Annotated in this window: 30 protein-coding genes; 12 read left to right on the forward strand and 18 right to left on the reverse strand. The window is 70.9% G+C overall.

Features of this window, described 5'->3' with window-relative positions; all coding sequences use genetic code 11:
- The first annotated feature begins 73 nt into the window (after positions 1-73).
- The 3 genes from JNUCC0626_RS50225 to JNUCC0626_RS50235 all read left to right on the forward strand — a co-directional run bounded on the left by JNUCC0626_RS50225 (position 74) and on the right by JNUCC0626_RS50235 (position 3884).
- Entirely contained in the window at positions 74-715 is a 642-nt protein-coding gene (locus JNUCC0626_RS50225) for a hypothetical protein (protein WP_394622334.1), read from the forward strand.
- Between the two features lie 384 nt (positions 716-1099).
- Positions 1100-1768, forward strand: coding sequence for a Crp/Fnr family transcriptional regulator (locus tag JNUCC0626_RS50230; protein WP_394622335.1), 669 nt, complete (start codon positions 1100-1102; stop codon positions 1766-1768).
- Between the two features lie 376 nt (positions 1769-2144).
- The gene (locus tag JNUCC0626_RS50235) at positions 2145-3884 is read left to right on the forward strand and encodes a hypothetical protein (protein WP_394622336.1); all 1740 of its coding nucleotides are present in this window, start codon (positions 2145-2147) and stop codon (positions 3882-3884) included.
- A gap of 110 nt (positions 3885-3994) precedes the next feature.
- Here the strand turns inward: JNUCC0626_RS50235 and JNUCC0626_RS50240 are convergent, their stop codons facing one another.
- The 17 genes from JNUCC0626_RS50240 to JNUCC0626_RS50320 all read right to left on the reverse strand — a co-directional run bounded on the left by JNUCC0626_RS50240 (position 3995) and on the right by JNUCC0626_RS50320 (position 14271).
- The gene (locus JNUCC0626_RS50240) at positions 3995-4759 is read right to left on the reverse strand and encodes a hypothetical protein (protein WP_394622337.1); all 765 of its coding nucleotides are present in this window, start codon (positions 4757-4759) and stop codon (positions 3995-3997) included.
- Positions 4756-5343 carry a hypothetical protein gene (locus JNUCC0626_RS50245; protein ID WP_394622338.1) on the reverse strand — a complete coding sequence of 196 codons (588 nt, stop codon included), beginning with the start codon at positions 5341-5343 and terminating at the stop codon, positions 4756-4758. Before JNUCC0626_RS50245 ends, JNUCC0626_RS50240 begins: the two co-directional genes overlap by 4 nt.
- Before the next feature lie 26 nt (positions 5344-5369).
- A complete protein-coding gene (locus JNUCC0626_RS50250) occupies positions 5370-5930 on the reverse strand; it encodes a hypothetical protein (protein ID WP_394622339.1) in 561 nt (186 codons plus the stop codon).
- A gap of 57 nt (positions 5931-5987) precedes the next feature.
- A complete protein-coding gene (locus JNUCC0626_RS50255; protein WP_394622340.1) occupies positions 5988-6287 on the reverse strand; it encodes a hypothetical protein in 300 nt (99 codons plus the stop codon).
- Positions 6288-6380: 93 nt separating this feature from the next.
- Positions 6381-6545, reverse strand: a complete 165-nt coding sequence (locus JNUCC0626_RS50260; RefSeq protein WP_394622341.1) for a hypothetical protein — start codon at positions 6543-6545, stop codon at positions 6381-6383.
- Positions 6546-6672: 127 nt separating this feature from the next.
- Positions 6673-7695 carry a hypothetical protein gene (locus JNUCC0626_RS50265; RefSeq protein ID WP_394622342.1) on the reverse strand — a complete coding sequence of 341 codons (1023 nt, stop codon included), beginning with the start codon at positions 7693-7695 and terminating at the stop codon, positions 6673-6675.
- Entirely contained in the window at positions 7688-8314 is a 627-nt protein-coding gene (locus JNUCC0626_RS50270) for a hypothetical protein (RefSeq protein WP_394622343.1), read from the reverse strand. Before JNUCC0626_RS50270 ends, JNUCC0626_RS50265 begins: the two co-directional genes overlap by 8 nt.
- 35 nt (positions 8315-8349) lie before the next feature.
- Positions 8350-8883 (reverse strand): hypothetical protein, encoded by a 534-nt coding sequence (locus tag JNUCC0626_RS50275; protein WP_394622344.1) that lies wholly within the window; start codon positions 8881-8883, stop codon positions 8350-8352.
- Positions 8880-10121 carry a tyrosine-type recombinase/integrase gene (locus JNUCC0626_RS50280; RefSeq protein ID WP_394622345.1) on the reverse strand — a complete coding sequence of 414 codons (1242 nt, stop codon included), beginning with the start codon at positions 10119-10121 and terminating at the stop codon, positions 8880-8882. Before JNUCC0626_RS50280 ends, JNUCC0626_RS50275 begins: the two co-directional genes overlap by 4 nt.
- 109 nt (positions 10122-10230) lie before the next feature.
- On the reverse strand, positions 10231-11574 hold the full coding sequence (locus tag JNUCC0626_RS50285; protein WP_394622346.1) for a hypothetical protein: 1344 nt from the start codon (positions 11572-11574) through the stop codon (positions 10231-10233).
- The gene (locus JNUCC0626_RS50290; RefSeq protein ID WP_394622347.1) at positions 11574-11945 is read right to left on the reverse strand and encodes a hypothetical protein; all 372 of its coding nucleotides are present in this window, start codon (positions 11943-11945) and stop codon (positions 11574-11576) included. The genes JNUCC0626_RS50285 and JNUCC0626_RS50290 overlap by 1 nt, the downstream gene beginning before the upstream one ends.
- 4 nt (positions 11946-11949) lie before the next feature.
- Positions 11950-12231 carry a hypothetical protein gene (locus JNUCC0626_RS50295; protein ID WP_394622348.1) on the reverse strand — a complete coding sequence of 94 codons (282 nt, stop codon included), beginning with the start codon at positions 12229-12231 and terminating at the stop codon, positions 11950-11952.
- Between the two features lie 161 nt (positions 12232-12392).
- Positions 12393-12668: a hypothetical protein gene (locus tag JNUCC0626_RS50300; protein ID WP_394622349.1), complete on the reverse strand. Its 276-nt coding sequence runs from the start codon at positions 12666-12668 to the stop codon at positions 12393-12395.
- An 88-nt stretch (positions 12669-12756) separates the two neighbouring features.
- Positions 12757-13215, reverse strand: coding sequence for a hypothetical protein (locus JNUCC0626_RS50305; protein WP_394622350.1), 459 nt, complete (start codon positions 13213-13215; stop codon positions 12757-12759).
- A 5-nt stretch (positions 13216-13220) separates the two neighbouring features.
- The gene (locus JNUCC0626_RS50310; protein WP_394622351.1) at positions 13221-13469 is read right to left on the reverse strand and encodes a hypothetical protein; all 249 of its coding nucleotides are present in this window, start codon (positions 13467-13469) and stop codon (positions 13221-13223) included.
- A gap of 5 nt (positions 13470-13474) precedes the next feature.
- On the reverse strand, positions 13475-13984 hold the full coding sequence (locus tag JNUCC0626_RS50315; protein WP_394622352.1) for a hypothetical protein: 510 nt from the start codon (positions 13982-13984) through the stop codon (positions 13475-13477).
- The gene (locus JNUCC0626_RS50320) at positions 13981-14271 is read right to left on the reverse strand and encodes a hypothetical protein (RefSeq protein WP_394622353.1); all 291 of its coding nucleotides are present in this window, start codon (positions 14269-14271) and stop codon (positions 13981-13983) included. Before JNUCC0626_RS50320 ends, JNUCC0626_RS50315 begins: the two co-directional genes overlap by 4 nt.
- A 163-nt stretch (positions 14272-14434) precedes the next feature.
- Between JNUCC0626_RS50320 and JNUCC0626_RS50325 the strand changes: the two genes are divergently transcribed.
- From JNUCC0626_RS50325 to JNUCC0626_RS50365, 9 genes are all read left to right on the forward strand, one after another.
- Positions 14435-15709 carry a hypothetical protein gene (locus JNUCC0626_RS50325; protein WP_394622354.1) on the forward strand — a complete coding sequence of 425 codons (1275 nt, stop codon included), beginning with the start codon at positions 14435-14437 and terminating at the stop codon, positions 15707-15709.
- An 82-nt stretch (positions 15710-15791) separates the two neighbouring features.
- Positions 15792-16238, forward strand: coding sequence for a hypothetical protein (locus JNUCC0626_RS50330; protein WP_394622355.1), 447 nt, complete (start codon positions 15792-15794; stop codon positions 16236-16238).
- A gap of 114 nt (positions 16239-16352) precedes the next feature.
- Complete coding sequence (locus tag JNUCC0626_RS50335) at positions 16353-16742, forward strand: hypothetical protein (RefSeq protein ID WP_394622356.1); 390 nt, start codon at positions 16353-16355, stop codon at positions 16740-16742.
- Between the two features lie 34 nt (positions 16743-16776).
- A complete protein-coding gene (locus JNUCC0626_RS50340) occupies positions 16777-17313 on the forward strand; it encodes a hypothetical protein (RefSeq protein WP_394622357.1) in 537 nt (178 codons plus the stop codon).
- A gap of 82 nt (positions 17314-17395) precedes the next feature.
- Complete coding sequence (locus JNUCC0626_RS50345; RefSeq protein ID WP_394622358.1) at positions 17396-18586, forward strand: hypothetical protein; 1191 nt, start codon at positions 17396-17398, stop codon at positions 18584-18586.
- Between the two features lie 56 nt (positions 18587-18642).
- On the forward strand, positions 18643-18984 hold the full coding sequence (locus tag JNUCC0626_RS50350; protein ID WP_394622359.1) for a hypothetical protein: 342 nt from the start codon (positions 18643-18645) through the stop codon (positions 18982-18984).
- 168 nt (positions 18985-19152) lie between these two features.
- Complete coding sequence (locus tag JNUCC0626_RS50355) at positions 19153-19668, forward strand: hypothetical protein (protein WP_394622360.1); 516 nt, start codon at positions 19153-19155, stop codon at positions 19666-19668.
- Positions 19665-19940, forward strand: coding sequence for a hypothetical protein (locus JNUCC0626_RS50360; protein ID WP_394622361.1), 276 nt, complete (start codon positions 19665-19667; stop codon positions 19938-19940). Before JNUCC0626_RS50355 ends, JNUCC0626_RS50360 begins: the two co-directional genes overlap by 4 nt.
- A gap of 178 nt (positions 19941-20118) precedes the next feature.
- Positions 20119-20571, forward strand: coding sequence for a hypothetical protein (locus JNUCC0626_RS50365; RefSeq protein WP_394622362.1), 453 nt, complete (start codon positions 20119-20121; stop codon positions 20569-20571).
- A 60-nt stretch (positions 20572-20631) separates the two neighbouring features.
- Here the strand turns inward: JNUCC0626_RS50365 and JNUCC0626_RS50370 are convergent, their stop codons facing one another.
- A complete protein-coding gene (locus JNUCC0626_RS50370; RefSeq protein WP_394622363.1) occupies positions 20632-20937 on the reverse strand; it encodes a hypothetical protein in 306 nt (101 codons plus the stop codon).
- Between the last annotated feature and the right edge of the window lie 72 nt (positions 20938-21009).

A 21009-nucleotide genomic window follows, 5' to 3' on the forward strand; every position in this document is an offset into this window, starting at 1 on the left:
CCTGCACGCACGCTCCATAGTGGAAACGGGAAACCCGTTCTCTCCCAAGGGTTTCCGGTCGAATCTTGTTGGCATGAGCACTGCAACGGAGATCATTCCGAACATCACCCTGGACGACGAGCTGTACGCCGCGGCCGCCGCCGGGCTCGCCGCTCACGCCCCGTCGCAGCCCGCGCTCACCTGGGAGGAGTTCACCGACCCGGTCCGCTGGTGGTTGGTGCCGAGCCCGGACGACGACGCCGCCGGCGTGCCGCTGGCCTACAAGGCCGAGTTCGTGGTCGCCATGACCACCGACCTCACGGTGAAAATCAACATCTGGCACCGGCCCGACCTGCGCAACGCGGAGACCTCGAAGCCCCACACCCACCCGTGGGAGGTCATGGAGGCCTACCCCGTGCTCGGCGGCTACGAGGACGAGCACTGGCACCGCACCGCCTCCGGCCGGCTGGTGCGGCAGGGCAGCGTGCTCAACCTGCCCGGCAAGGTGAACAGGATCTTCGCCCGCGACTACCACGAGGTGACCTCGATCGCCGCGCCCGGCCGGACCGTCTCGGTGCTGGTGTGCGGCCGGTGGATCCACAACGAAGCCCACCAGGGAATCTGGGGCCACCTCGACCTGCACACCGGCTGCCACGTCCCGGTCCAACGCGACGACGCCGAGCGCGAGCGGTTCCGCGCCCGGCTGCACCGGATCAATCCCCAGCACGCGGCCTGACGCTGAACGCGACCGTCGTGAGACGGGCGGCAAGACCAGGCGCGCCGACACCGCCGCATCAAGGAACGTGTGTTTTAGCTCGAAACCGCTGCTCTGGGCGCTAACGCGCGAGCGTCGCTCCTGGTGCCACCAGCGCTCGCCCGGCTTATCGAGCGCTATCACGCCACCCGGCCGCCCACGAGGTGACCGCCCTACAGCCGGAACTATGCGCGCAGTGCGCTTCGTCGTGACGGAAATCGGCTCTCCGTCCGGTCGGGTGCGTGTCGCCCCGCTCAGCCAAGCACACCACCCCGCCCCGCACGGCGAACTACAGCCAGTGCGGGGCGGGGTGGCGCGCTCCTGCTCGCGGGGTCAACACGCACCCGACCGACCTGGAGCTGCACGATGTCTGCTACCCACGCCGCTCGCCTGCCCGTCACCGACCAGGCCCTCGCCGTTGCCGACGTCGTCGGCGGCGAGGCCTTCGAGTTCCCCCGCAGCCACGAGGTCTTCGCCGAAGGCGAGCCCGGTGACCGGCTCTTCATCATCCAGTCGGGCAAGGTGAAGCTCGGGCGCACGACCTCCGACGGCCGCGAGCACCTGCTCGGGGTCCTGGGCCCGTCGGAGATGTTCGGCGAGCTGTCGATCTTCGACCCTGGCCCGTACGCGGCCACCGCGACCACGGTGACCGAGGTGCGCGCGGTTGGCATGGACAGGGCCGCGCTGCGGCGCTGGATGAGCCGCCAGCCCGAGATCGCCGAAGAGCTGCTGCGTGCGCTGGCCCGGCAGATGCGGCGAACGCACTCCACGCTCGCCGACCTGATCTTCACCGATGTGCCCGGCCGTGTGGCCAAGGCGCTGCTGCTGCTCGCGCACCGCTTCGGCAGCAACGAGGCGGGCAGGCTGCGTGTCAATCACGACCTGACCCAGGAAGAGATCGCTCAGCTCGTGGGCGCCTCCCGGGAGACCGTGAACAAGGCGCTGGCCGACTTCGCGCGCCGCGGATGGCTGCGCCTGGAGGGCAAGAGCGCGCTGATCCTCGATCCCGACAGGCTGGCCCGCCGGGCGCGCTGACCGGGACCGGCCGCTCGGAGCGCGGCCACACCAACCGCACCACACGCCGCGGCCGAAGCACACAAGGTCGTCGGAGTCCGTCCGGTCGACCGGACGGACTCCCGATCCGTCACCGGCGGAGGCCCGACGACAACGTGCTCGTCGAGGAGCCGTCCGGCGATCGCCACGACCAGCCGGCCAGCGGCCGCATCACCGCCGATCAGCCCCCTCACGGGCGCCGGCGGGCGAGAGCACGTCGACCCCGCCGCGCAGCCGCACCCGGTTCACCGGTCTCGATCGGTGTCGCCCACACCTGAGCGGCTCCACGCCAGGTCCACCAGTCCTTCCTCACCGCCACTGGCGGTCCACCCCCACCTGTTCCGAAGGGATGCTTCCCATGCCCACCCCCGCCAGCCCCGCTGACGCCGTGGACGTCGTGCTCGAGGACGGCCGCCATCTCCGAGTCCGCCCGGTTCTCGCCGACCGGGTCCGTGGCATCGACACCGACGGGGACCTGCTGGTCCCGTTGACCGACCCCGCCCCGCGCCTCCTGGGTGACTACGGCGACGAGTACCTCGTTCCGCTCACGGCCTGCTGCCACGCCCACGGCAAGGGTGCTGACTCCGCCACCGGAGTGGTGTGCCGCACGTGCTACCGCGAGGTCGACCCCAAGTACGGCGGCCCCGGGGATCTCAGCGTGCCCGTCGCCGGCGCCCGTCCAGCACTGCGGTTCTTCCGTCGCCGCCTCGCGCCACACGCCGCGTCGACGGCGCCGTGGACGACGACCGAGGCCGCCGTGCGGTCGCTGCGCGAGGCCGCACCGCCGACCGCCGAGGTGAGCACGGAGGTCTGGCGCAGCCGCGTGAGGGCGACCCTCGCCCTGCTCGAATCCGCCGCCGACGTGCGGTTGTCCCCGGCCGGGCACTTCCTCGCGGTCCGTTCACGGGTCCACCGCAACCGCCCGCATCGGTGGTACGTAGTGCACGTGGCCACCGGGGCACACCCGATTCGCCTCGGTGACTACCGGCTGGAGGACAGTGCCGATCCCCACGGTGCCGAACTGGACCTGTCCGACGAGGCGGTCTTCGGCTACCTCGACGCCCTTGAGCGGCTGCCAGGCCGTCGCGGCGGCCTGGTGGACTGGAGCGTCGCGCCCGTCGACCTACCGGCCGAGATCAGCCGGTGGGAGGACCCGCTGATCCACCGCGACGAGCACGACCCCGAGCACGCCTACCACCGCCGCCCCGACGCGGTCCGCGCGCTGCACCGCACCGCGGTACTGCACGCCCTGGCCGCCGATCCGACACGCGACGCCACGACCGAGACCGTCCAGAAGGCGGTGATCGGCCTGCTGGAGGAGCCGCTGCCGCCGGTCTACGACCGCAACCCCGGGGTGGTGGTGGACTACCTGCGCCGGCTGCTGGTGGACTTCAACGGCGGCCGCCGCCTGGACCGCAGCGACCACCGCACCCCCGAGGCCCGTACCAGCGACGCCCGCACCGCCGAGGCGACAATCCTCGCGGCGCTGGCGGCCTTGGGCGGTCAACCCCGCACCGCGGTCGACTCACTGCGTGCCCGCGCCGCGCAACTGCGACAGGACCAGGGCTTCTACGCCCGCGCGGACCGTGCGGAACAGCTGGAGCGCGGTGCCCTGCTCATCGCGGAGCTCGCCTCGCCCGTGCCCATCGAACGCCAGCGGCTTCGCCACGTCGTGCCCGGCGAGGTCATCGCCTTCCTCCACCCGAACTTCCTGCGGCCTCTCGACCAGCACTTCGTCAAACGGGTCGTGCAGGTGACCGGTCCGGTGAGCTACCTGGGGCTGGGTCTGGCCAACGGCGACGAGGAGTTCATCCTTCCGGTCGTCGACCTCACCTACCACCAGCCGACACCTGCGGTCCTGCTGGTCCTTCCGGGCAAGGCGTTGCAGCTGCACGCGCTGGAGGAACGTCCTTCGGTCCACACGCTCTGGAGCGTCGACTCGGCGGTGGACCACTGGGCCGTGCTCCCCGCCGACGCGGCCCGCCTGGAGCACGACGCGCTTGCCGAACGCATCCGCGTCGCGTCCCGCCGCGCGGCCGAAGCCTTCGACCCGGTCGCGACCGCGACTTCGACGCCGCCGCTTCAGTCGCCCGCGTGATCCATCGCGGCCGGTCCCGGACAACCCGTCGTTGCCGGGACCGGCCGCAGCGCGCGGTGGACCGCGCTGAACCTACGTGTGTTTTAGCCTGAAACAGCTGTTCAGGGAATTTATCGGGCGCTGTGGAGGGTGACCGGCACGATGCCGCCGACGAGCCGCCCGTTCCGCGCGGCGCGGTCAGCGGCCACGACAGCCCCCTCGATCAACCAGTTCGACAGGTACTTCGAGCCCATGATCACCGCGCTGCCTCCGAGCTGCTGTACGGCCAGCAGCCAGCCCTGTGCGTCGTACACGGTGGCCTCGGTCTCCACCTCGCCGCCAGGGTTGATCAGCTCCAGCCGCCCGCGCCCGGCCTCGAAATCGACGATGCCGAACCGGGCACGCCAGCCGTGCGGCGCGAGCCCTGGGACGACGGCGAGCGCGTCGACGGGATGCCAACCGAACATGGTCAGCGCGGCGACCACGCCGTCGATGCGCTCCGGGCCGTCGCCGAGCAGGACTTCGTCGCGGAAAGAGATGAACAGGGCCGGGTAGCCGGTGCCGTCGCCGAGATCCCACATGGTGGCTACCACGTCCAGGTCCGCGTCGGGCCCGGCTGGCTGTGAAACCGTCCGGGCTTGCAGTTCGGCCACCGTGGTCCGGCGGATCTCCGAGCGGGCGCAGTTCTGGTGGACCTGCACCGGTAGCTGGACGGTGCCCGCCGCGGCGTCGACGGGCCACAGCAGCAACACCGCTGCGGGCTCCTCCGGCGGCAGCAGGCGGCCGCACTCCCAACACTGCACGACCTGGTCCCAGGCGTCGCTGGTCATCCGGTCGACCAGCTCGGGGCCGAGCACGCCGGCGACATCGGGGGAGATCTCCACCGGGCGCATCACGGTGCCTCTCGCTTCGGCCCATCGCCATCTTGGCCGCGTTCGAGGGCATCCAGCGTGTCGCGGTACTGGTCGAGCAGATCGTCCACCTTGTCCAGGGTGTTGCCCGCGGTGGGATCGGAGGGGTTCGGCGCGGCCACGTTGATGACGTCGCGGACATCGGCCAGTGGGTCGATGCCGTCCATCGGGCCGCTCATGTGCAGGTCGAGAACCCGTTCGTCGACCTCCCCGGCGCGGTAACGCTGTTCGGCCGGATCCCACACGAACATCCCCAGGGCGATGGCCGTCTGGATGCGCACACCCAGGCGCATCGCCTCGTTGACCAAGGCGTCGGCGCCGGCGTTCGGATCCGTGTTGTCCCAACCGAGTTCCGCGGCGAGATCGCAGCCGGGGATCGTGCCGTGCCAAAGCGACGGTCGGCTCGGCGGCCGCGCGCGCTCAGCCGGTCGAGCGCGGCAGCGGCTGTGCGGCAGTTCGCCGCCGCAATCAGGGCACATCGCCCACGTGCACCCGTCCGTGTGGACACTGCCCGGAGCAGCGCCACAACCAGGACAGTCGATCAGGTTCTCGGCGTGCTGGCCGGTCACGGTTCGGTTCCCTCGGTCGCGGGCGGTTACGAAGGCCACAGCAGCAGGCACGGCGCCGGGAGCTCGCCGTCGACGTACTCGTCGGCGTCGTCCGGGTGCGGCACACCGAAGTCGTCCTCGTCGGGTTCGGGGTCGTCACCGTCGCCGACGTCGCCCAGCCGCTTGAACCCGTTGCCCTCCGACGTCGCCGCGAGCACCACCGGCAACTCGTCGGGCAGGTGTTCCAGGCTCGCCAGCTTGCGGCGCAGGTAGCCCAGCGTCCCCGGAGTGCCGAGCGCTTCCTCCGCGGCCTGGCGGGCCGCCTCCTCAGCCGGGTCGACGGCTACGGCCGGCTCGTCCTTGATGACGAGCACCTGGCCGCCGCGCGTGTCGTTCATGAAGGGGGCCTCGGTGAAGTCCTCGGCCGCGGTCCACTCGGTGTGCTCGCGCATCCAGGCCAGGACCCGCGCGGCCGCGGTCTGCGCGTCGACATCGCCGTCGATGACCGGCGGGGCGACGTCGGTGTCAGCGAGCAGAAGAGCCGGGATGTCGACCTTCCAGTGCTGGGCGTGCCCGTGCTTGATGATGACGATGGTTCCGTGTTTCACGGGAAGATCTCCAAGTCGTGTGGTCGTCACTGGCCAGCGCGCTCCGGTTCCGGTGCCTCACGTCGAGGTGGTCGTCGGAGGATCGTCCTGAGCCGCGGTGTTCTTCCGGTGTCCCCGCCCTGGTCCTGGTGCTGGGTGCCGTCCCGGCCGGATGATGTTCAGCGCCTGCTCGGCCGGGTAGCCCCGCACCTCACCGATCTGGTGATCGGACATGAGCCGCCGCACGCTGCCCGGCTTGATGCCGTAGTGCGCGGCCAGCGCCTGGGTGCTGATCAGGCCGTGTTCTGCAAGCCGGGCCTCTGCGTCGCTGTCGCTGGCGTCGCCAGGTTGCTGAAGCTCGTCGTCAATGGCGTCCACGTCGGGACCGTACACAGCGTTGTGGCCCGCATCCGTTCCCAGGATGCGGGCCACAACGGAGTTGGGCGGAGGGGGAGGCATCCGCAGTTCCTGCTAGCCCCAGAGGTTGTCGGTGGGGAGACCGACCGCCTTGTGCGCCTCTTCGACGCTCGCCTGGTAGTCGCGGACGTGCTGCTCGGTGACGACCTCCCCCTCGGGGGCGATGTCGTCCTGCTCCGCGATCCGTCCGACGCCCCGCAACGGCTTCGACTCGGCCATCGTGTCCTCCTGGTTGGTACGGCTGCTGTCTGCCAAAAACGTAACACGCGCAGCGCGTGTTTTGTTTTTGAGCTGTGCTTATGTACCTGATTGGAGTACGGGAAGGCGGGTTGGACGCCGTGTCGACTCAGCGCGGTTCGTCGTGCCGCAGGCCTTGGTAGAACCACAGGGTGGTGGAGTGGCCTTGGCTCGACCTGGTCCCGAGCCGGTAGTGGTGCTCGACGCCGTCGACGGCGGGGTACCAGTCGTCGCCGTGCCAGAACTGCCCGTCGTTGTGCTGGGTCTGGCCGGCCAGCGGGCCGCCGTCGACCAGCACGTCCAGGTCCTTGAGCGGGTTGGGGTTCTCCCTGCGGTGAAGGGTCAGGATGTCGCTCAGCGTCTGGGGGAGGCGCCGCAAGGTCTCCTCGGTCGCCGCCGCCCGCGCGGGGTCGACCACCAAGTCCTCCTCGTCGTCGGGCAGGGCCTCGTCGTCGTCCAGGTCGTCGTCCAGGTCGTCGTCGTCGACCAGTGCCTCGGCGGTGGGGGAGTAGGCGGTCAACGACGCGGCGACGGCCCGCAGCCGGGACGCCTCGGCCTCCAGTTCAGGGAAGTCGCGGTCGATGGGGAACCAGCGGGTGACCCCGGTGTCGAGGTTCTCGGCGATGCGGGTCAACTGCTGGGCGACCAAGGTCAGGTAGGTGCCGACCTCGCCGTCCTCCAGGGCTTCCTCGGCCCGGTCGTGCAGGTAATAGGCGCGGGTCTGCCGTGGCGCGGGCGTGTCGGGCGTGGCCAGGACCCGGACTCCGAGCTGCAGGGCCGGTTCGATCACGTCGTGCTCTTGGCCGTGGTGGTCACGGACCGGCGTGGTCGGGGGCAGGGTGACCATCGCCATCTCGGCGACCACGGCGGACACGACCTGCTTGCCCGTGGCCGGGGTGTCGCGGTCGGTGCGGACCTGGTCGTCGACCAGCAACGCGACCTCCGGCGGCAGCCGGTTGACGATCTGGGCCAGGTCGCCGACGTTGTCCAGGATCGGCCGGCCACCGAGCACCTCGCGGACGGCGGCGAACGCGGCCTCCGCGCGCTCCACCGCCGCGTCGTACGACGGGCCCCGCGAGTCCTGGCTCGGCATGGCCATGGGCCGCTGGCCAGGCTCCCAGTCCTCATCCATGAACGGTGTCTCCTCCGGTGTTGGTGGTGCGGTCGGCTTCGGCGGTGAGCTCTCGCAGCAGCCGGACGGCGCGCTGCAGATCGGTCGGCATCATGCTGCCCCGCATGGTCGCGAGGACTTCCCTGGTGACGTCCGCGAGGTGCGCGGGCAGCGCGGTGGTGAGCTCTCCGTGGTGCTCGCGCAGGCTCAGCAGCGCGGTGAACACCTCGACGAGATCGGCTCCATGCACGGCGGGCCGGTTGTCGCGCGGGCTCACCAGGACGGGGTGCACGTCCTGATCAGGGCCGGTGCGCAGCAGCGTGCTGAGACGTCCGGCGGTGTCCGGCACGGCCGTGACCCTGCCGAACGCGTCGTAGTCCATCAGCAGCGCCACCACGGTCTGCGGGCCGGCCGGGCGGCTCAGGGCCAGCTGCAGGCCCTGCGAGACCATCTCGTCGGGGCGGTCGTTGCTGGTCCACGAGGGGGTGCCGGGGAACGGGCCACCGCAGTGCCAGAGCACCAGTTCCCGCCCGGTGCTCTGGACGACGCCGCTGGCGGAGACGGTGAACCGGCCGTCTGCGGCGTTCACGTCGGGCGGACCCAGGTGCGGGCCGGGCTGGTCGGGGTCGATGCCTGGCATCGGAGTGCTCCAGTTCTGGACGTGGTGAGAAGGGGTCAAGGCCGCTGACGGCGCTTTCGGACGGTGGCCAGATCGACGACGTTGTCGCCGAGCCACTGCTCGACCTGGTCCCAGCCGCGGCCGCAGTGCTCGCCGAGCAGGCGGATGACCTCCCCGGACAGCCAGCCACCACCCGCGCGCAGCAGCGCGCGGGCCCGGTGCTGCAGCTGCTCGTCGAGCTGCTCGGGGAACGCGGTCTGGTCGAACGCGACGTCCACGGTGAACGTGTTGAGGAAGTCGAACTGCTCCGGGTGCTGCGGGAGCCAAGCCAGCAGCGCCGCGGCCTGCGCGAGGTCGGTGTGGCCGCGCCAGAACCCCAGGCGTGCCACCTCGAGCGCCGGATACCGCGCGGCGCGGTGCCCGATCTCCGCGACCACCGCGGCGCCGGTCGGCCCATCGGTCCAGTTGACCCGCCAGTCCCCGTTGCCGTGCCGGTCGCGTTCGCCGTAGTAGACCGCCGTGAACGGCACGCCGAAGTGCTCACTGAGGTCGGCGGCGAGCTGGTGGGCCTGCCGGGACCGCGCGGTCACGATTCGCCCCGTCCGCGCGCGGCCGCGACGAGCTGCTGGGTGGCCTGCTTGGTCGGTGTCGGCGCCTGCCCGTGGTGCTTCTGGTGTTCGCGCCGCAACACCGCGGCGATGGTGAACACCGGCGAGGTCTCCAGGCGGTGCCAGGAGTCGTCATAGCCGCGAGTGGTTCGAGGATCGGCGTGCCCGAGCAGGTCCTGCACCTGGGCCAGAGTCGCGCCGTTGGCCAGCGCGAGCGTCCCGGCGGTGCGCCGGGTGGAGTGCGGGGTGATCGTCTTCCACGCCTTCACCCCGGCCTGCCTGGCCAGCGTCTCCAGCCGCCGGTCGACGTGCTTCTGGTTGAACGGGCGGCCCCCGGTGCGCTCGGGCTGCTGCGGGTGCGGGGTGGACACGAACAGGTACCCGGACAGCTCGTCGACGGAGATCTGCTTGCCCTGCTCGCGGCTCTCCCGCTCAGCGCGGATGCCCCAGTAGCGGTTGAGCACCACGAGCAGGTCCGGCGCCAGCGGCACCCAGTCCCACTCGTCGGCCCGCCCCTTGACCTTCTTGCGGTACCGCAGCACGCAGAAGCCGCCCTCGAAGCCGATGTGCTCGAACTCGGCGAGACACGCCGCGGTCACCCGAAGGCCGGTGGCGAACATCAGGTGCAGCTGCGCGCAGTCCCGCCAAGCCGCCTCGGTGTCCAGCCGCTCGGCACGCTCGACCAGCCAGTCCAGGAACATGCTGGTCTCGTCGGCGGCCAGCGCGGGCAGCCTGGAGCGCTTCGGCGGCGCCGGCCGGTCGACGGCGCCCGCCGGGTTACCGGTCGTGATGTCGTTGGAGGACAGGTACTTGTACCAGCTGCTCACCACCGCCAGCCGCTTCCCGATCGTCGAGCGGGACGCCGGGACGTGGGTGATGACGTGGCCCTTGCCGCGCTTCTGCGCGGTCATCTGCGCCACCCAGGCGTCGGCGTCGGCCCGCCGTGCCACGCACGGGTCGAGCTCATGCCGATCGCACCAGGCCAGCCAGTCCGCCAGCGTCTGGAAGTAGCCAGCCCGGCTGGTGTCGGACAGCTTGAGCAGCCACAACGTCGTCAGCGAGCGCAGGTGGTAGCGGTCGGACGGGTTCGGCGGCGGCAACGCCGGCAGCAGCGCCACCGACGCGGCGATCTCGTGCATCAGCTGGTCGGCGGCCTCCCGCACGTCGGAGGCCACCTCGGTCACCGCATGCTGCGGAGTCGGCACCAGCTCGGAACTCACGATCAACTCCTCAGACGATCAAGAACATGCCCGCGCCGCGGGCCAGGAAACCCCTGTTCAGGGGCGATCTCCTGGCGCGCAGCCCGGTACAGGGAGGTCCCGGCGTGGGTCACCGGGCATCCTGGGCGGGGTCCGGCCCGGTGTAGCGGATCCGGTCTCGGCTGACTTCCTCGTCCTGGTCGGCGTCGGCGAACCGGACGAACAGCCGCGGCCCGTCCTCGATCGCGGCACCGTCCAGCACCGACACGACCCGTCCCGGCCGGTTCGGGTCCGCGGCGTCGACCACCGGGTCGCCGACCTCGTAGCGGCGTCCGAGGTAGTCGACCCGGTCGGCGGACGGCCAGTTCCAGCGGGCGTTGGCCAGCGCCTCGTCCCGGCCGCGACCGCGGATCGCCTCCTCGATCTCGTGTGCGTCGACCAGGCGGTCACCGGGGAAGTGCACCCGCACGGCGTGCCACGGCTGGCCGGTGTCCAGGCCGAGCATCCGCTTCGCGGTCAACACGTCGTCGACCTCGATCAGGTCCAGATCCGTGTGACCCCGGCGCAGCAGTTCGGCGCGCAGGTCCGCGAGAACCGCGTCGCCGCTCTCCTCGCTGCGTGCCCACGGGTTCCACTTCAGCAGCGGCGACGTGCCGTCGTTCGCCTTCGGGTCGAACACCTGCACCTGAGTGCCAGGCCAGGACATCAGCCGCGCCAGCAGCTCCGCGCGGCTGCTCGATGCCCCCGCGACGTCGTGCTCACCGCCGCCGGTCGGTCCCTGGAGGATCGGGCCGGCCTCCTCCTCGATGATCAGGACCGTGGGCGGCTCCTGGCCCGACGGCTTCCGGTCCCACAGCTTCTTCCAGCGCCGCACCACCGCGGTGTCCCACACGCCGTCAGCGGCCCGCACAACTTCCCGCGCAGCCTCCGTGACCTTGTTGAGGGGCGCATCCGGCGCCGCGACGTAGTCCGGGCCGAGGACGGCAGCGGAGAGGTCATCGAGCCGTGGACGCAGCAGCGAGAACAGCGCGGCGACGTAGGACTCGTCGGCCTGGGCGAAGTCCTCCGGCCCCATGTCGATGCCCTCGTTGAGGTCGCCGAGCACCCGCAGGAGCACGGCGAAGTCGGTGCCGTGCACGTGGTCGGGGTGTCGGTCCAGAACCGGGTGGACGTCGACAGCCGGGCCAGTAGCCGCCAGTTCACCCAGCTGGACGCGGGACTCGCGGGTGGCCGTGGCGGCCGCGAGCGTCATGGCGTCGAACAGCAACACCAACGGCTTCACGCCCTCCTTCGCGGTCGCACGGTCCAGCGCGTTGCGCGTCTGGACCACCCGCAGCGCGTCGCGGATCTGCTCGGCCGGGTCGTCAGCGGTCCATTCGCTGACGGGGCCGACACCCCATACGACCGCAGGTTCGCCGTCGCGCATGGCGAGGATCGAAGCGATCAGGTTGCTGGTTCCGCTGGTCTCGGGCATCAGGGGTTCCTCCGGTCGTCCAGGTCGTGAAGTCGTTGGTGTTCGTCGAGCATCAGGCTGGCTTCCAGGTCGGCGGCCGCCGCGGTGTAGAGCTCCACCGGCCAGTCCAGCGCCACCCGCACGACGCCCTGCACCGCGGTCAGCGTGACCATCAGCTCGACGTCGGGCCGGGACACCTCGACCAGGTCCAGTACCCACGGCTCCTGATCGAGCGGGTTGCGCACCGCCAGCCCAGCGCTCAGGTGCATCGCCCGAACCCAGCCCGGGTCCAGCACGGGCAGCAGCGGCTCGTGCGTCCCGCTCCACCGCCACAGCCGCCAGGCTCGCACCAGCGGTCGGACGGCGGTGAACAGCACGTTCGTCGACGGCATCGCGTCAGCCCGTGATCCCGACCGACCAGCGGCCTTCGCCGGCCTCGGTCAGCTCGACGCCGGTGACACCCAGGTACTCGGCCACCCAGTCGGCGACGTCCTCGTCGGGCGCCGCGCCGGCGACGGCCCCCGGCTGGGCGAAGCCGTCCTCGGCGTAGAAGCCGATGCCGGGCTCTTCGGTGCCGAGCACCCACCGCGCGGCCGCGGTGCCGGCCTCGGTCAGCTCCACCAGCCACGCGGTCGGCTCCACGGTGCCCGCGTCGGTGTGCGTCTGCGGAGTCATCATGATCGTTGTCCACCTTGAGTCAGTTCGAGGATGCCGGGCGGCTGCCCAGCGCGGAGGGAGCGGGCGCACCTGCGCGGCACCGGTGAGATCACCAGTTCGCTCCCTTCTTGAGCCAGCCCCGGCCGGGCCGGGCGGCACGGCCGGGGGGAACGGCGGTTCGGCTACGCGGCGGCGGCGACCTTGGCCGCCAGCCACCGGGCCGGGCTGGTCAGGTGCGTGGTCAGCCACTTCACGCGGGCGACGTCGTGGGCCAGGTCCTCCGCCTCGACGACGGCGTGCAGCGCCGCGACCGGGTCACCGGCGGCGCGCAGGCGGTCCGTCAACTCGTCGAGCCGGGCCGGGGCATCGGCCAGCACCGCCGCGGCGAAGGCGGGCGCGAACTCCAGCACCTGCTGGACCGCGTCGTGCGGGCTTTCGAGCACTTCCTGGCTGGTCATCTCCGAAGTCCTTCCATCCGGTGTTCGTGGTGAAGTTCGTCCTGCTCAGCCGCGTTTGGCGGGCGCGGAGGCGCAGGGTCATGCGGTCCTACTGCTCGATGAACTCGGCGCGCTTGTCGTACTCGCCGCGCCGGGCGGTCCAGTTCTCCAGGGCGGTCGTGAGGCGCTCCTGACGGCGCTTGCTGCCGTAGTGCCGTTCGCCCTTGAGCCACGTGCAGATCGCGACCGTCGCGGTGTGCGCGCGTGTGAAGTCACCGCGCTCGAGGAGACGGTCGACCTGGAAGGCGACGTCGCGGAAGTCGCGCTCGCTACCGATGGCCGGCGCCCGGTCGATGTTCCTCAACGGCGCACGCCACCGGTCGATCAGCACGACGACGCCGAGGACGAGGCCGATCGCGCCGGGACCGGCAACACCGCGGAACACCAGCCCGGTGCCCCACAGGATGAACGCGATGATCGGCAACGCCACCGAGAGCACGGTGAGCGGGAGGAACAACCGCGTCGTCGGATCGGCCAGCCAGCGCCGGGCGGGGCTCGTCATGGTCATGTCGGTCATCCTCTGGTCGGGGTCGGGTCAGCGGGCGGGGTCATGGCCAGGCGCGCCAAGGCGCCTGCGGCCAGCGCGGCCACCGCGTCGGCGGGCTGGCGCTGGAGCCAGGCGTTGAAGTTGGCCACGGCCGCCTCCTTGCCGTGCGCGGCGATCAGCGCGCCGATCTGCCGGGTGTACCGGTCGACGCCTTCGTCGACGCGGGCCACGCTCTGGTCCAGGTTCGCCTGTGCGGCGGGGGAGAGGTCGGCCATCCGGATCACTCCTGCCCGGTCACGAAGCCGGGGAACGCCACTTCGACGCGGATCGCGGTCAGCCACCGTTTGAACTCCTTCGGCTCGCTGGGCGCCCAGCCCTCGCCGATAAGCCGCTGCTCCGCCTGCTTCGCGGTGTAGTCCAGCGCGTCGAGCGTGGTCTTGTCTTTGAGGACCAAGGCCACGAACACCTGCTCGCCCGTCGACCACGCGCCGCTGGGCTCGCCGTCGAACTGCTCGATCGCCATGCGGCAGCGGGCCACGAGGTCCAGGGAGTGCCGGCCGAACCTCGGCGGGTGCGGGCGCTCCACCCAGCCAAGCTCGCCGAGCTGGTCGCGGGTCTGCGGACCGAGCGCGGCCGACGCGGCCTCGGGGGACAGCACGTACCACTGCTCGTCGGTTCCCCAGCGGACCGCGACCCGGCCGCCGTCGCCGACCATGACGTGCGTGTCGCGCGGCTTCACGCTGGTGGCGGAGCGACCGCTCTCGGCGTTGACGCCGTTCTCGCTGCTCATCGCTTCTCCTGCTCCTGATCCTTGGTTTCGCGGGGGAGATTCGCCGTGACGGCCAGGATGCCCTCCTTCAGGGCCAGGTCGAGCAGGGCCAACCGCCGCACATGCACCGGCGACTGCCCTCCGCCGCGCGTGGGCGCGGTCAGCTCCGTCTCGGCCGCGGCGAGCGCGCGCTCCACGGCGTAGACCGCCGCGGTGTCCGGCGACCGCACCGCGGCCGGGTCGACTTCGACGAACACCACCACGGGGACGACCTTCCCCGGCTCTGCCGAGCCGGTCGACTCCGTCACGGGGCCTCCCAGTTTTCGCACCCGGTCTGCGGAGTCCGCCCGGTCGGCGGGGGCAGGGGTGATAACAGTCATTCTCACCCCTGGGGGCGGTGAACGCAAGTCGCAGTTAAAAAACGACAACTATGGCTTTGAGTTTTTTAACTCAAACAAGTACGATCGGATCATGACCGACGATGACCTGCCGACCGGCGAAAACGCCCAGGTGAACCGGGGTTCGGCCACCCCGGCACCCCAGGACGAATCCGGGGCTGACGAAAGCCGTGACGGAAAGACGGTCGCGCTCGCCGATGACGAGGACGTCCCGCGCTGTCAGCTCCGCCGGTGCCGGAAGGTCTTCCCGCCCGAGCTGCTCGCAGGGACCGGCCGCCGCCGGGACTTCTGTCCGCCGGAGCTGACGACCTGGGGGCCGAAGAAGCGCACGTGCGCTGAGCTCGGGAAGCACGAACGCCTCTACATCGAGGTGTTCGGCGAGCAGTCGCTGGTCGGAGACATCGACGTGGAGCGGCTCACAGCCACGATCGCGACGCTGCTCGGCCCGATCGCCGGCCTGCACGCCCAGCTGAGCGGGGTGTCCGGCCAGCTCGACGACTCGGTGGCCACCGCGGCCGCCGACCTCGAGCGCATGCGAACCGAGATCACCGCCGCGCTCACCCAAGCCACCGCCGACGCCCGCCTGCGCAAGATCGCCGAAGACCAGGCCGCCGAGGCGATCCAGAAGCAGATCACCGCCGACCGTGCTGCGGAGAAGGACCGCAAGGACCGCGAGCAGGCGGTCAAGGACAAGCTTCAGGCCGAGAACGAACAGGCCCGCCTGGAGGGGGAGAACACCCAGCTCAAGGCCCGCGCCGAGCAGGCCGACGAGGCCGCCGCCCGCGACCGGGCGCTCGCCGAGGAGACCAAGACCAAGAACACGGAACTGACCACCCAGGTCGAGCAGCTCACCGAGCGCCTCCGACTCGCGGACGAGCGGGCCGACACGGAACGGGAGCGCGCGGACAAGGCCGTTACCGCGGAGAAGGAGTTCCGCGAGCAGACAACCCTCCGGATCGAGGAGATCCGCACCGAGGCGAACGGGCTGGTCGAGCGGGCACGGCAGGCTGCCGAGGAGTCCAGGAAGGAGGCCGAGCAGAAGGTCGCGGCCGCCAACGCGGCGACCACGGCCGCCGTGGAACGCCTCGGCCGCGAGCACGCCACAGACCTGCAACGGATCATGAGCGAGCACGCCGCAGCCCTCGCCGAGCGCGACCGCCAGCTCGCTGCCGCCCAGCGCACCTTCCAGCGGACGCTCCGGCAGACCAAGGACGACGTGTTCCGCCTGCTCGACGACAACACACCCGACCCGACGACTCCGCCGACCGCGACCGAGGAACGGCTCCGAACCGACCTCGCCGCCCTGGCCCACGGCATGGACGCCGACGACACCGACATCGACGACTGACTCGCCGCTTACCCACGGGACCAAGCCACCCGGCGCCGCCAAACGCCGGTCACCACGAACCCCGCTGAAGGAGAGCACGACCATGAACGCACCGAGCGAGACCATCGCCCGCTTCCAGCGCAACGACGTCGACTACGAGCTGGACCACCTCGGGATCGCCGTGCCCGAGCAGTGGGGCCAGTTCGCGATCTTCACCGGCGGCGAGATGATCGCCGAGTTCCGGATGGAGTTCTCCGACGCCGTGCTTGTTGGCGGCGATTGCCCGACTCTGCCGGACATCGCCGTGCTGGAGAAGCTGGCCCGGCACGAGCTGGACGTCACCGACGGCGCACCGGACCAGATGACGCTGCGAACGGGCAACCGGGACGTCCTTGCCGCCTGGTGCGGCGGAACCGCCCCGGACGACCTCGGCAGCGACGTGCTCTACGTCGACCGGCCAGAGGGGCGCGCGGTCATCGTCCTGGGCCAGACCGTCGAGCGCACCGACACCGGGTTCCGCATCCTCGACTGCACCGACGGAGCGGTGTGATGGCCACCGACCAGCGGCTGAGGGTGCACTGGTTCGTCGACGTCGGCGCCGCAACCCAGGCGTCCGTCCCGATCACCCGCGTCGCCTGCCAGTCCGCGAACAGGAGCCTTCGCCATGCCAGCTGACCGCCCTGAGCAGGACGACCAGCCGCCCCGTGTGCTCTACAACTACGGGGCGCGCGACGCCGAAGAGTTCCATCGGCTGCTGGCCGAGCGGCAGCTCGTCGACGAGGCCGAACTCCTGGCCGCCGGCTACCGGTTCCTGACCGTGGAACACGGCGACGCCGAGGACGAGGACCAGGCGGCGCTGGTCAAACGCGTGTCCGACACCGCATGGGCGACCGGCCGGGTACGCCGCACGCAGGGCGGCAACGACTACCTCACCGTCTACGTCGAACCACCCACCGGCGATCAGCCCAACGCCGACGAGATCGTCAACCAGCTCGAATTCCTGGCGCACGAACTGAATCCGGGCTGGTGGCGGATCCGCCGCAGTACCCGCTGACCACAGCCGTCCGACAGACCACGGGAGAAGCACCATGCCCGCCACCCCGGCCCGGCGCGACAGCGCCCAGGTCCAGTTCACCCGCGAACTCGACGTCGACGGCGCCCATTACCAGGTCACCGCGGCCACGTCCGCTGAGCTCGCCGACACCATCGTCATCGACGTCCTCGGCGCAGGCCCCAACGGCGAAGCGATCCAGGGCACGCTCACCGGCCCGACCAGCGCGCTCGCGCATCTCGGACCGCTACTCGACCAGGTCCTCGGAGGCCTCGCCCAAGCCCACGGCGTCGCCGTCGACCGCACACTCGGCGCCACAGCGGCCACCCGACGCCGCGGTGACCGCCGGGCCGGAACACCACGCAACGCCGGGCAGCCCTGGACCGACGAGCTGAAGGCGGATCTGGATCGGCGGTGGCGCGCCGCCGACCCGGCAGCGGGCGCCGAACCGCTCATCAGCACGATCGCCGAGGAGCTGGGGCGTACCCGCGAAAGCATCCGGTCCCAACTGCAGCGGCAGCACCTGGACCCCGACCGGCCGGGCTCGACCTTCGGCGGAGCGGGTAGGCCCTGATGCGGACGCAACCCCCAACATCCCCCATTTGCGCAGCTCGGAATAGTCGGCAATCTGATTGCCGACCTGACAGGATGGGGCGATGAGCCGCAGTAGCGCGATGCGCACCTTGGCCTGGACGCTGACCAAGAAGACCGGCGTCCAGGTCGAGCCCACCTACGACAACTACCGCGGCAGCCGATGCTGGTACCTCACGTGGAGCGACGGCCCGTGCGAGGCGACCATGCGCAAACGCGTCGCCGCCGCAGCCCGCGGCGTGGCCAGCATTGACGTCAAAGAGCTGCGTTACCTGCGCAACAAGACCGAACTCAACATCGTCGTCGCGTTCCTCGCCTACGTCCTGCCGCGGCCGGAGATACTGGCCGACCCGCCTTGGGACGCGCTGTACGCCTACAACGACACCGACTTCCCCGGCGAGCGCGACGACCCCGGCAAGATCGACCCCGCCCCGCTCGACCCCGAGGCGTGGGACCTGGCCCGGTTCGCCATCTCCCAGTTCACTGATGAGGACCGCTTCCCTGATGGCCGCGAGACCATCAGGCACATCGTCAAGATCGGCCTCAACGGGCTCCGGCTCGATCACTGGCTCTCCCAAATAGGTCGGCAATCGGATTGCCGACTGCTCCCACCTGCAGTGAACACAGATGTGGTGAGTGAGCGGGTCCAGCAGGACCTGGCGTCCGCGATTAATCACGTTCAGGCCGAGCTTGTCGGCGGCAGCGCCCACCGCAACGACCCGCGGGTGCAGTTGCTCGTTGCCGAAACCACCCGCAAGCTGCTGCTGAAAGCGATCGACCAGCAGCAGCTCCGCACTACCGCTCACGCCCTGGCAGACGGCAGCGCCCTGGGCCCGCTGAGCACCGCGATCGGTCTCTCCACGCGCACCCTGGGCATGAGGTTCGGCAAGGAGCTCGACGACAAGGTCGCTCCGCTGACGTGGCTGCGCGACCACGCCACCGAATGGGCTCACGCGTGCACTGCCGTGGCCAGGGCGGCGAAGGAGGACCCGAGCATCCGCTCCGACGCCCGGCGTGTGCTGTGGACCCTGGAGAACGCCGACCCCGCTCACGGTTGGCGCGACCTGCTCGGCACGATCGCCGCCGCCCGGACACTGCTGGACGCGACGCGCCGCTGGCCACCGAAGGGCGCGAGCGCCGAGCCCTGCCGTCACCTCGAGGAACTGCTCGCCGCCCACGACCAAGCGCCACCGCCGGGGCGCCGCGAGCGCGCCCTGCGCCGGGCGTTCCCGTCTAAGCCAGCCGACACCCCGTGACCCACGCCGCGCCCTGCCCGCCGACCAGGGCCCATCGACCAGACCAGGAGCTTCTCGTGAACGCGCAGAGCGACGCCTACGCCAACGGCCCGCTGCCCCAGTGGACTCAACTCGGCGGCTACGGCAGCGGCACCTTCGAGGCACCGGACCCCACCGGTGTCATGTGGCGGCTGTGGGCCGTGGATGACCCGGCACCGGACGACCCGTTCCCCCGCGGGTACCGGCTGGCGCCGCGCGACGACCTGGACAACACCAACTTCATCACCCGCGAGCACGGCCTCTACCACGCACTCGACACGGCGGGCATGCGGATCGCCGGCGACGCGATCCGGCTCGATCCGGACGGCGCTCGACGTCAACTCGGCCTGACCGAGGAACGGCCTGACTCGCCGCAGTGAGCCCGCGGCTCCCGGCCCGTCGAGCGAGGCCGCGCGAGCCCAGCAGACCTTCGGTGTCCAGGGCAAGGCCGCAGCCGCTGCGCGGTCGGCTCCGCCGAGCCTTGCCCCGGACACCAGGTCTCGCTGACTGGCATCGCGTCCCGCACGACGCACCCGCCAGGAGCCTCGATGACCTCACCGCACAGCAGCGCCTCGACCGGCCCCGACGTCACCCACGCGAACACCGTCTTCGGTCACCTGAACCGCCCCGCGGACGGCACCTCGGCCGCCGACAGGTACGACCGCTGGTCCGCGCAAGCCCGGTACGACGGCACGGTGACCTTCGCCGTGATCGGCCGCGCCCTGGCCGGCCTCGACGAGACCACCGGCTGGTACCTCTACGAGCCCGCCAAGCTCTACGCGCCGACCGCGAACCTCGATCCTGGGCACTGCGGCGTCAAGTACGCCTACGCCCGCGTCAACCCGGATGGCAGCGCCGACTACCTGGCTGTCGCCGGCCTGGACGAGCAGGCGGCCGAGATCCACCTCAACGGCCGCCCGCTGACCTGGATCGAACTGTGCGCACTGATGGCCCGCGACCACCGGCCGCTCCACCACGAACCGCTGGTCAACCCGCCCCGGCCGGCTATGCCCGGCGACCGCGACCAGGAGCTCACCGAGCAGGCCGCGCTGGAGACGGAATGAGCCAGCAGGTCATCCGCCAGCCGAACGGCAAGTACGGTGTCTTCTCGTCCATCACCGACACGATCATCGTCTGGGACGCGACCGACGAGGAGCTCGTCGAGTGGTTCGCCGAGCAGGCTGCGGAGAATGCCCGCCAGGCCGCCAGGCGCGTACTAGGACACGTCGCAGCAGGTCAGCCCCGCAAGGCCTACTTCCAGTTCACCCTGACCTGGCAGGAGGCCCTGGAAAGCGACCGTGAGCATGGCGGCACCGTCTGGCAGGAAGCCACCTGACCTTCGCATCGGTCGCCGAGCTCCTGGTCGCGATCGGCGGCCGCGCCAGCCGAGCAGGCCGGGGGTGGTGGCGGCAAGGCCAGGCCGCTCCGCGGTCGGCTGCGCCGAGCCCTGCCGCCACCACCCTCAACCCGCTGGTCAGCACACGTCCACCCACGTGCTGACCAGGAGAACCCTCATGCCCAACCCGTTCGGCTACGCCGGCGTCTTCCGCTACTCCGACCAGTACCCCAAGGCCGTCGAGCCCTGGTGGGAACCGGACGACAACCTCGAAGACGTCGCTGACGAACTGCGCGAGCTGACCTACGACGAACTCACCAGCCCGACCGCCGCCGAGTTCGAGGCCCACCGCGACATCGAGCGCTCGGACTACCGCGTGCGCGCGGCCGTGTTCATGCTGCCCAGCCCGCCGTGGCCCGTGAAGGAAGGCCAGCGGTGGGCCTGGATCCTGTACTGGGAGGACGACTCCGAGATCAACGTGGTCGAGCACCCCGACCGCGATACCGCGGTCGCCGCCTTCTTTGCGCACGTCGCCTTCTGCGAAGCCGAGGGCACGCGGTACGACTACGTGGTCAACCCCCGGCAGCCGAAGACCGCCATGCCGCCAGGCTGGAAGCCCCGCCCGGCGTGACCGCCGCTGAGGCCGGCCTCGGATTCCGGGGCCGACCTCAGCACGCGTGATCGGGGGCGCTCAGTCGGTCTCGCCGTCGTCCACACGCTCGTACTCCCCGGCGGGGAAGTCGCCTTCGAGGTAGAACACGATGTCCTGGTCGTCGATCCGGCCGGTGAGGTTGGACTCGGCAGCCGGGTCGATGCCGATCACGATCTGCTCGCCCTCCAAGTCGCCGTCGGGCTTGTCCAGGCTGGCGATGACGACCAGGCGGTCGTCGGGGATCGCCAGCGGTACCTCGTCCGGCACGCCCAACGCGCGGGCAAGATCGCGCACGGTCCGCGGCGGCTGCGCGGGTTGGTACTGGTAGTTCACGTAGCGGATCATCGGGCTCCTCGTGCTCGGTCCGGGAGGCGGGCTGCGGTGAAGCGCCTGGATTGCGCGTCCAGTGGGGGAGTG

Source organism: Lentzea sp. JNUCC 0626, from assembly GCF_043632865.1.
GTDB lineage: Bacteria > Actinomycetota > Actinomycetes > Mycobacteriales > Pseudonocardiaceae > Lentzea.

Bases quoted from the DNA above. Each gene is read 5' to 3' on its own strand.
- JNUCC0626_RS50225 (WP_394622334.1), top strand. From the start codon at position 74: ATGAGCACTGCAACGGAGATCATTCCGAACATCACCCTGGACGACGAG.
- JNUCC0626_RS50230 (WP_394622335.1), top strand. From the start codon at position 1,100: ATGTCTGCTACCCACGCCGCTCGCCTGCCCGTCACCGACCAGGCCCTC.
- JNUCC0626_RS50235 (WP_394622336.1), top strand. From the start codon at position 2,145: ATGCCCACCCCCGCCAGCCCCGCTGACGCCGTGGACGTCGTGCTCGAG.
- JNUCC0626_RS50260 (WP_394622341.1), bottom strand. From the start codon at position 6,545: ATGGCCGAGTCGAAGCCGTTGCGGGGCGTCGGACGGATCGCGGAGCAG.
- JNUCC0626_RS50265 (WP_394622342.1), bottom strand. From the start codon at position 7,695: ATGGATGAGGACTGGGAGCCTGGCCAGCGGCCCATGGCCATGCCGAGC.
- JNUCC0626_RS50270 (WP_394622343.1), bottom strand. From the start codon at position 8,314: ATGCCAGGCATCGACCCCGACCAGCCCGGCCCGCACCTGGGTCCGCCC.
- JNUCC0626_RS50285 (WP_394622346.1), bottom strand. From the start codon at position 11,574: ATGCCCGAGACCAGCGGAACCAGCAACCTGATCGCTTCGATCCTCGCC.
- JNUCC0626_RS50290 (WP_394622347.1), bottom strand. From the start codon at position 11,945: ATGCCGTCGACGAACGTGCTGTTCACCGCCGTCCGACCGCTGGTGCGA.
- JNUCC0626_RS50295 (WP_394622348.1), bottom strand. From the start codon at position 12,231: ATGATGACTCCGCAGACGCACACCGACGCGGGCACCGTGGAGCCGACC.
- JNUCC0626_RS50300 (WP_394622349.1), bottom strand. From the start codon at position 12,668: ATGACCAGCCAGGAAGTGCTCGAAAGCCCGCACGACGCGGTCCAGCAG.
- JNUCC0626_RS50305 (WP_394622350.1), bottom strand. From the start codon at position 13,215: ATGACCATGACGAGCCCCGCCCGGCGCTGGCTGGCCGATCCGACGACG.
- JNUCC0626_RS50310 (WP_394622351.1), bottom strand. From the start codon at position 13,469: ATGGCCGACCTCTCCCCCGCCGCACAGGCGAACCTGGACCAGAGCGTG.
- JNUCC0626_RS50315 (WP_394622352.1), bottom strand. From the start codon at position 13,984: ATGAGCAGCGAGAACGGCGTCAACGCCGAGAGCGGTCGCTCCGCCACC.
- JNUCC0626_RS50325 (WP_394622354.1), top strand. From the start codon at position 14,435: ATGACCGACGATGACCTGCCGACCGGCGAAAACGCCCAGGTGAACCGG.
- JNUCC0626_RS50330 (WP_394622355.1), top strand. From the start codon at position 15,792: ATGAACGCACCGAGCGAGACCATCGCCCGCTTCCAGCGCAACGACGTC.
- JNUCC0626_RS50335 (WP_394622356.1), top strand. From the start codon at position 16,353: ATGCCAGCTGACCGCCCTGAGCAGGACGACCAGCCGCCCCGTGTGCTC.
- JNUCC0626_RS50340 (WP_394622357.1), top strand. From the start codon at position 16,777: ATGCCCGCCACCCCGGCCCGGCGCGACAGCGCCCAGGTCCAGTTCACC.
- JNUCC0626_RS50345 (WP_394622358.1), top strand. From the start codon at position 17,396: ATGAGCCGCAGTAGCGCGATGCGCACCTTGGCCTGGACGCTGACCAAG.
- JNUCC0626_RS50355 (WP_394622360.1), top strand. From the start codon at position 19,153: ATGACCTCACCGCACAGCAGCGCCTCGACCGGCCCCGACGTCACCCAC.
- JNUCC0626_RS50360 (WP_394622361.1), top strand. From the start codon at position 19,665: ATGAGCCAGCAGGTCATCCGCCAGCCGAACGGCAAGTACGGTGTCTTC.
- JNUCC0626_RS50365 (WP_394622362.1), top strand. From the start codon at position 20,119: ATGCCCAACCCGTTCGGCTACGCCGGCGTCTTCCGCTACTCCGACCAG.
- JNUCC0626_RS50370 (WP_394622363.1), bottom strand. From the start codon at position 20,937: ATGATCCGCTACGTGAACTACCAGTACCAACCCGCGCAGCCGCCGCGG.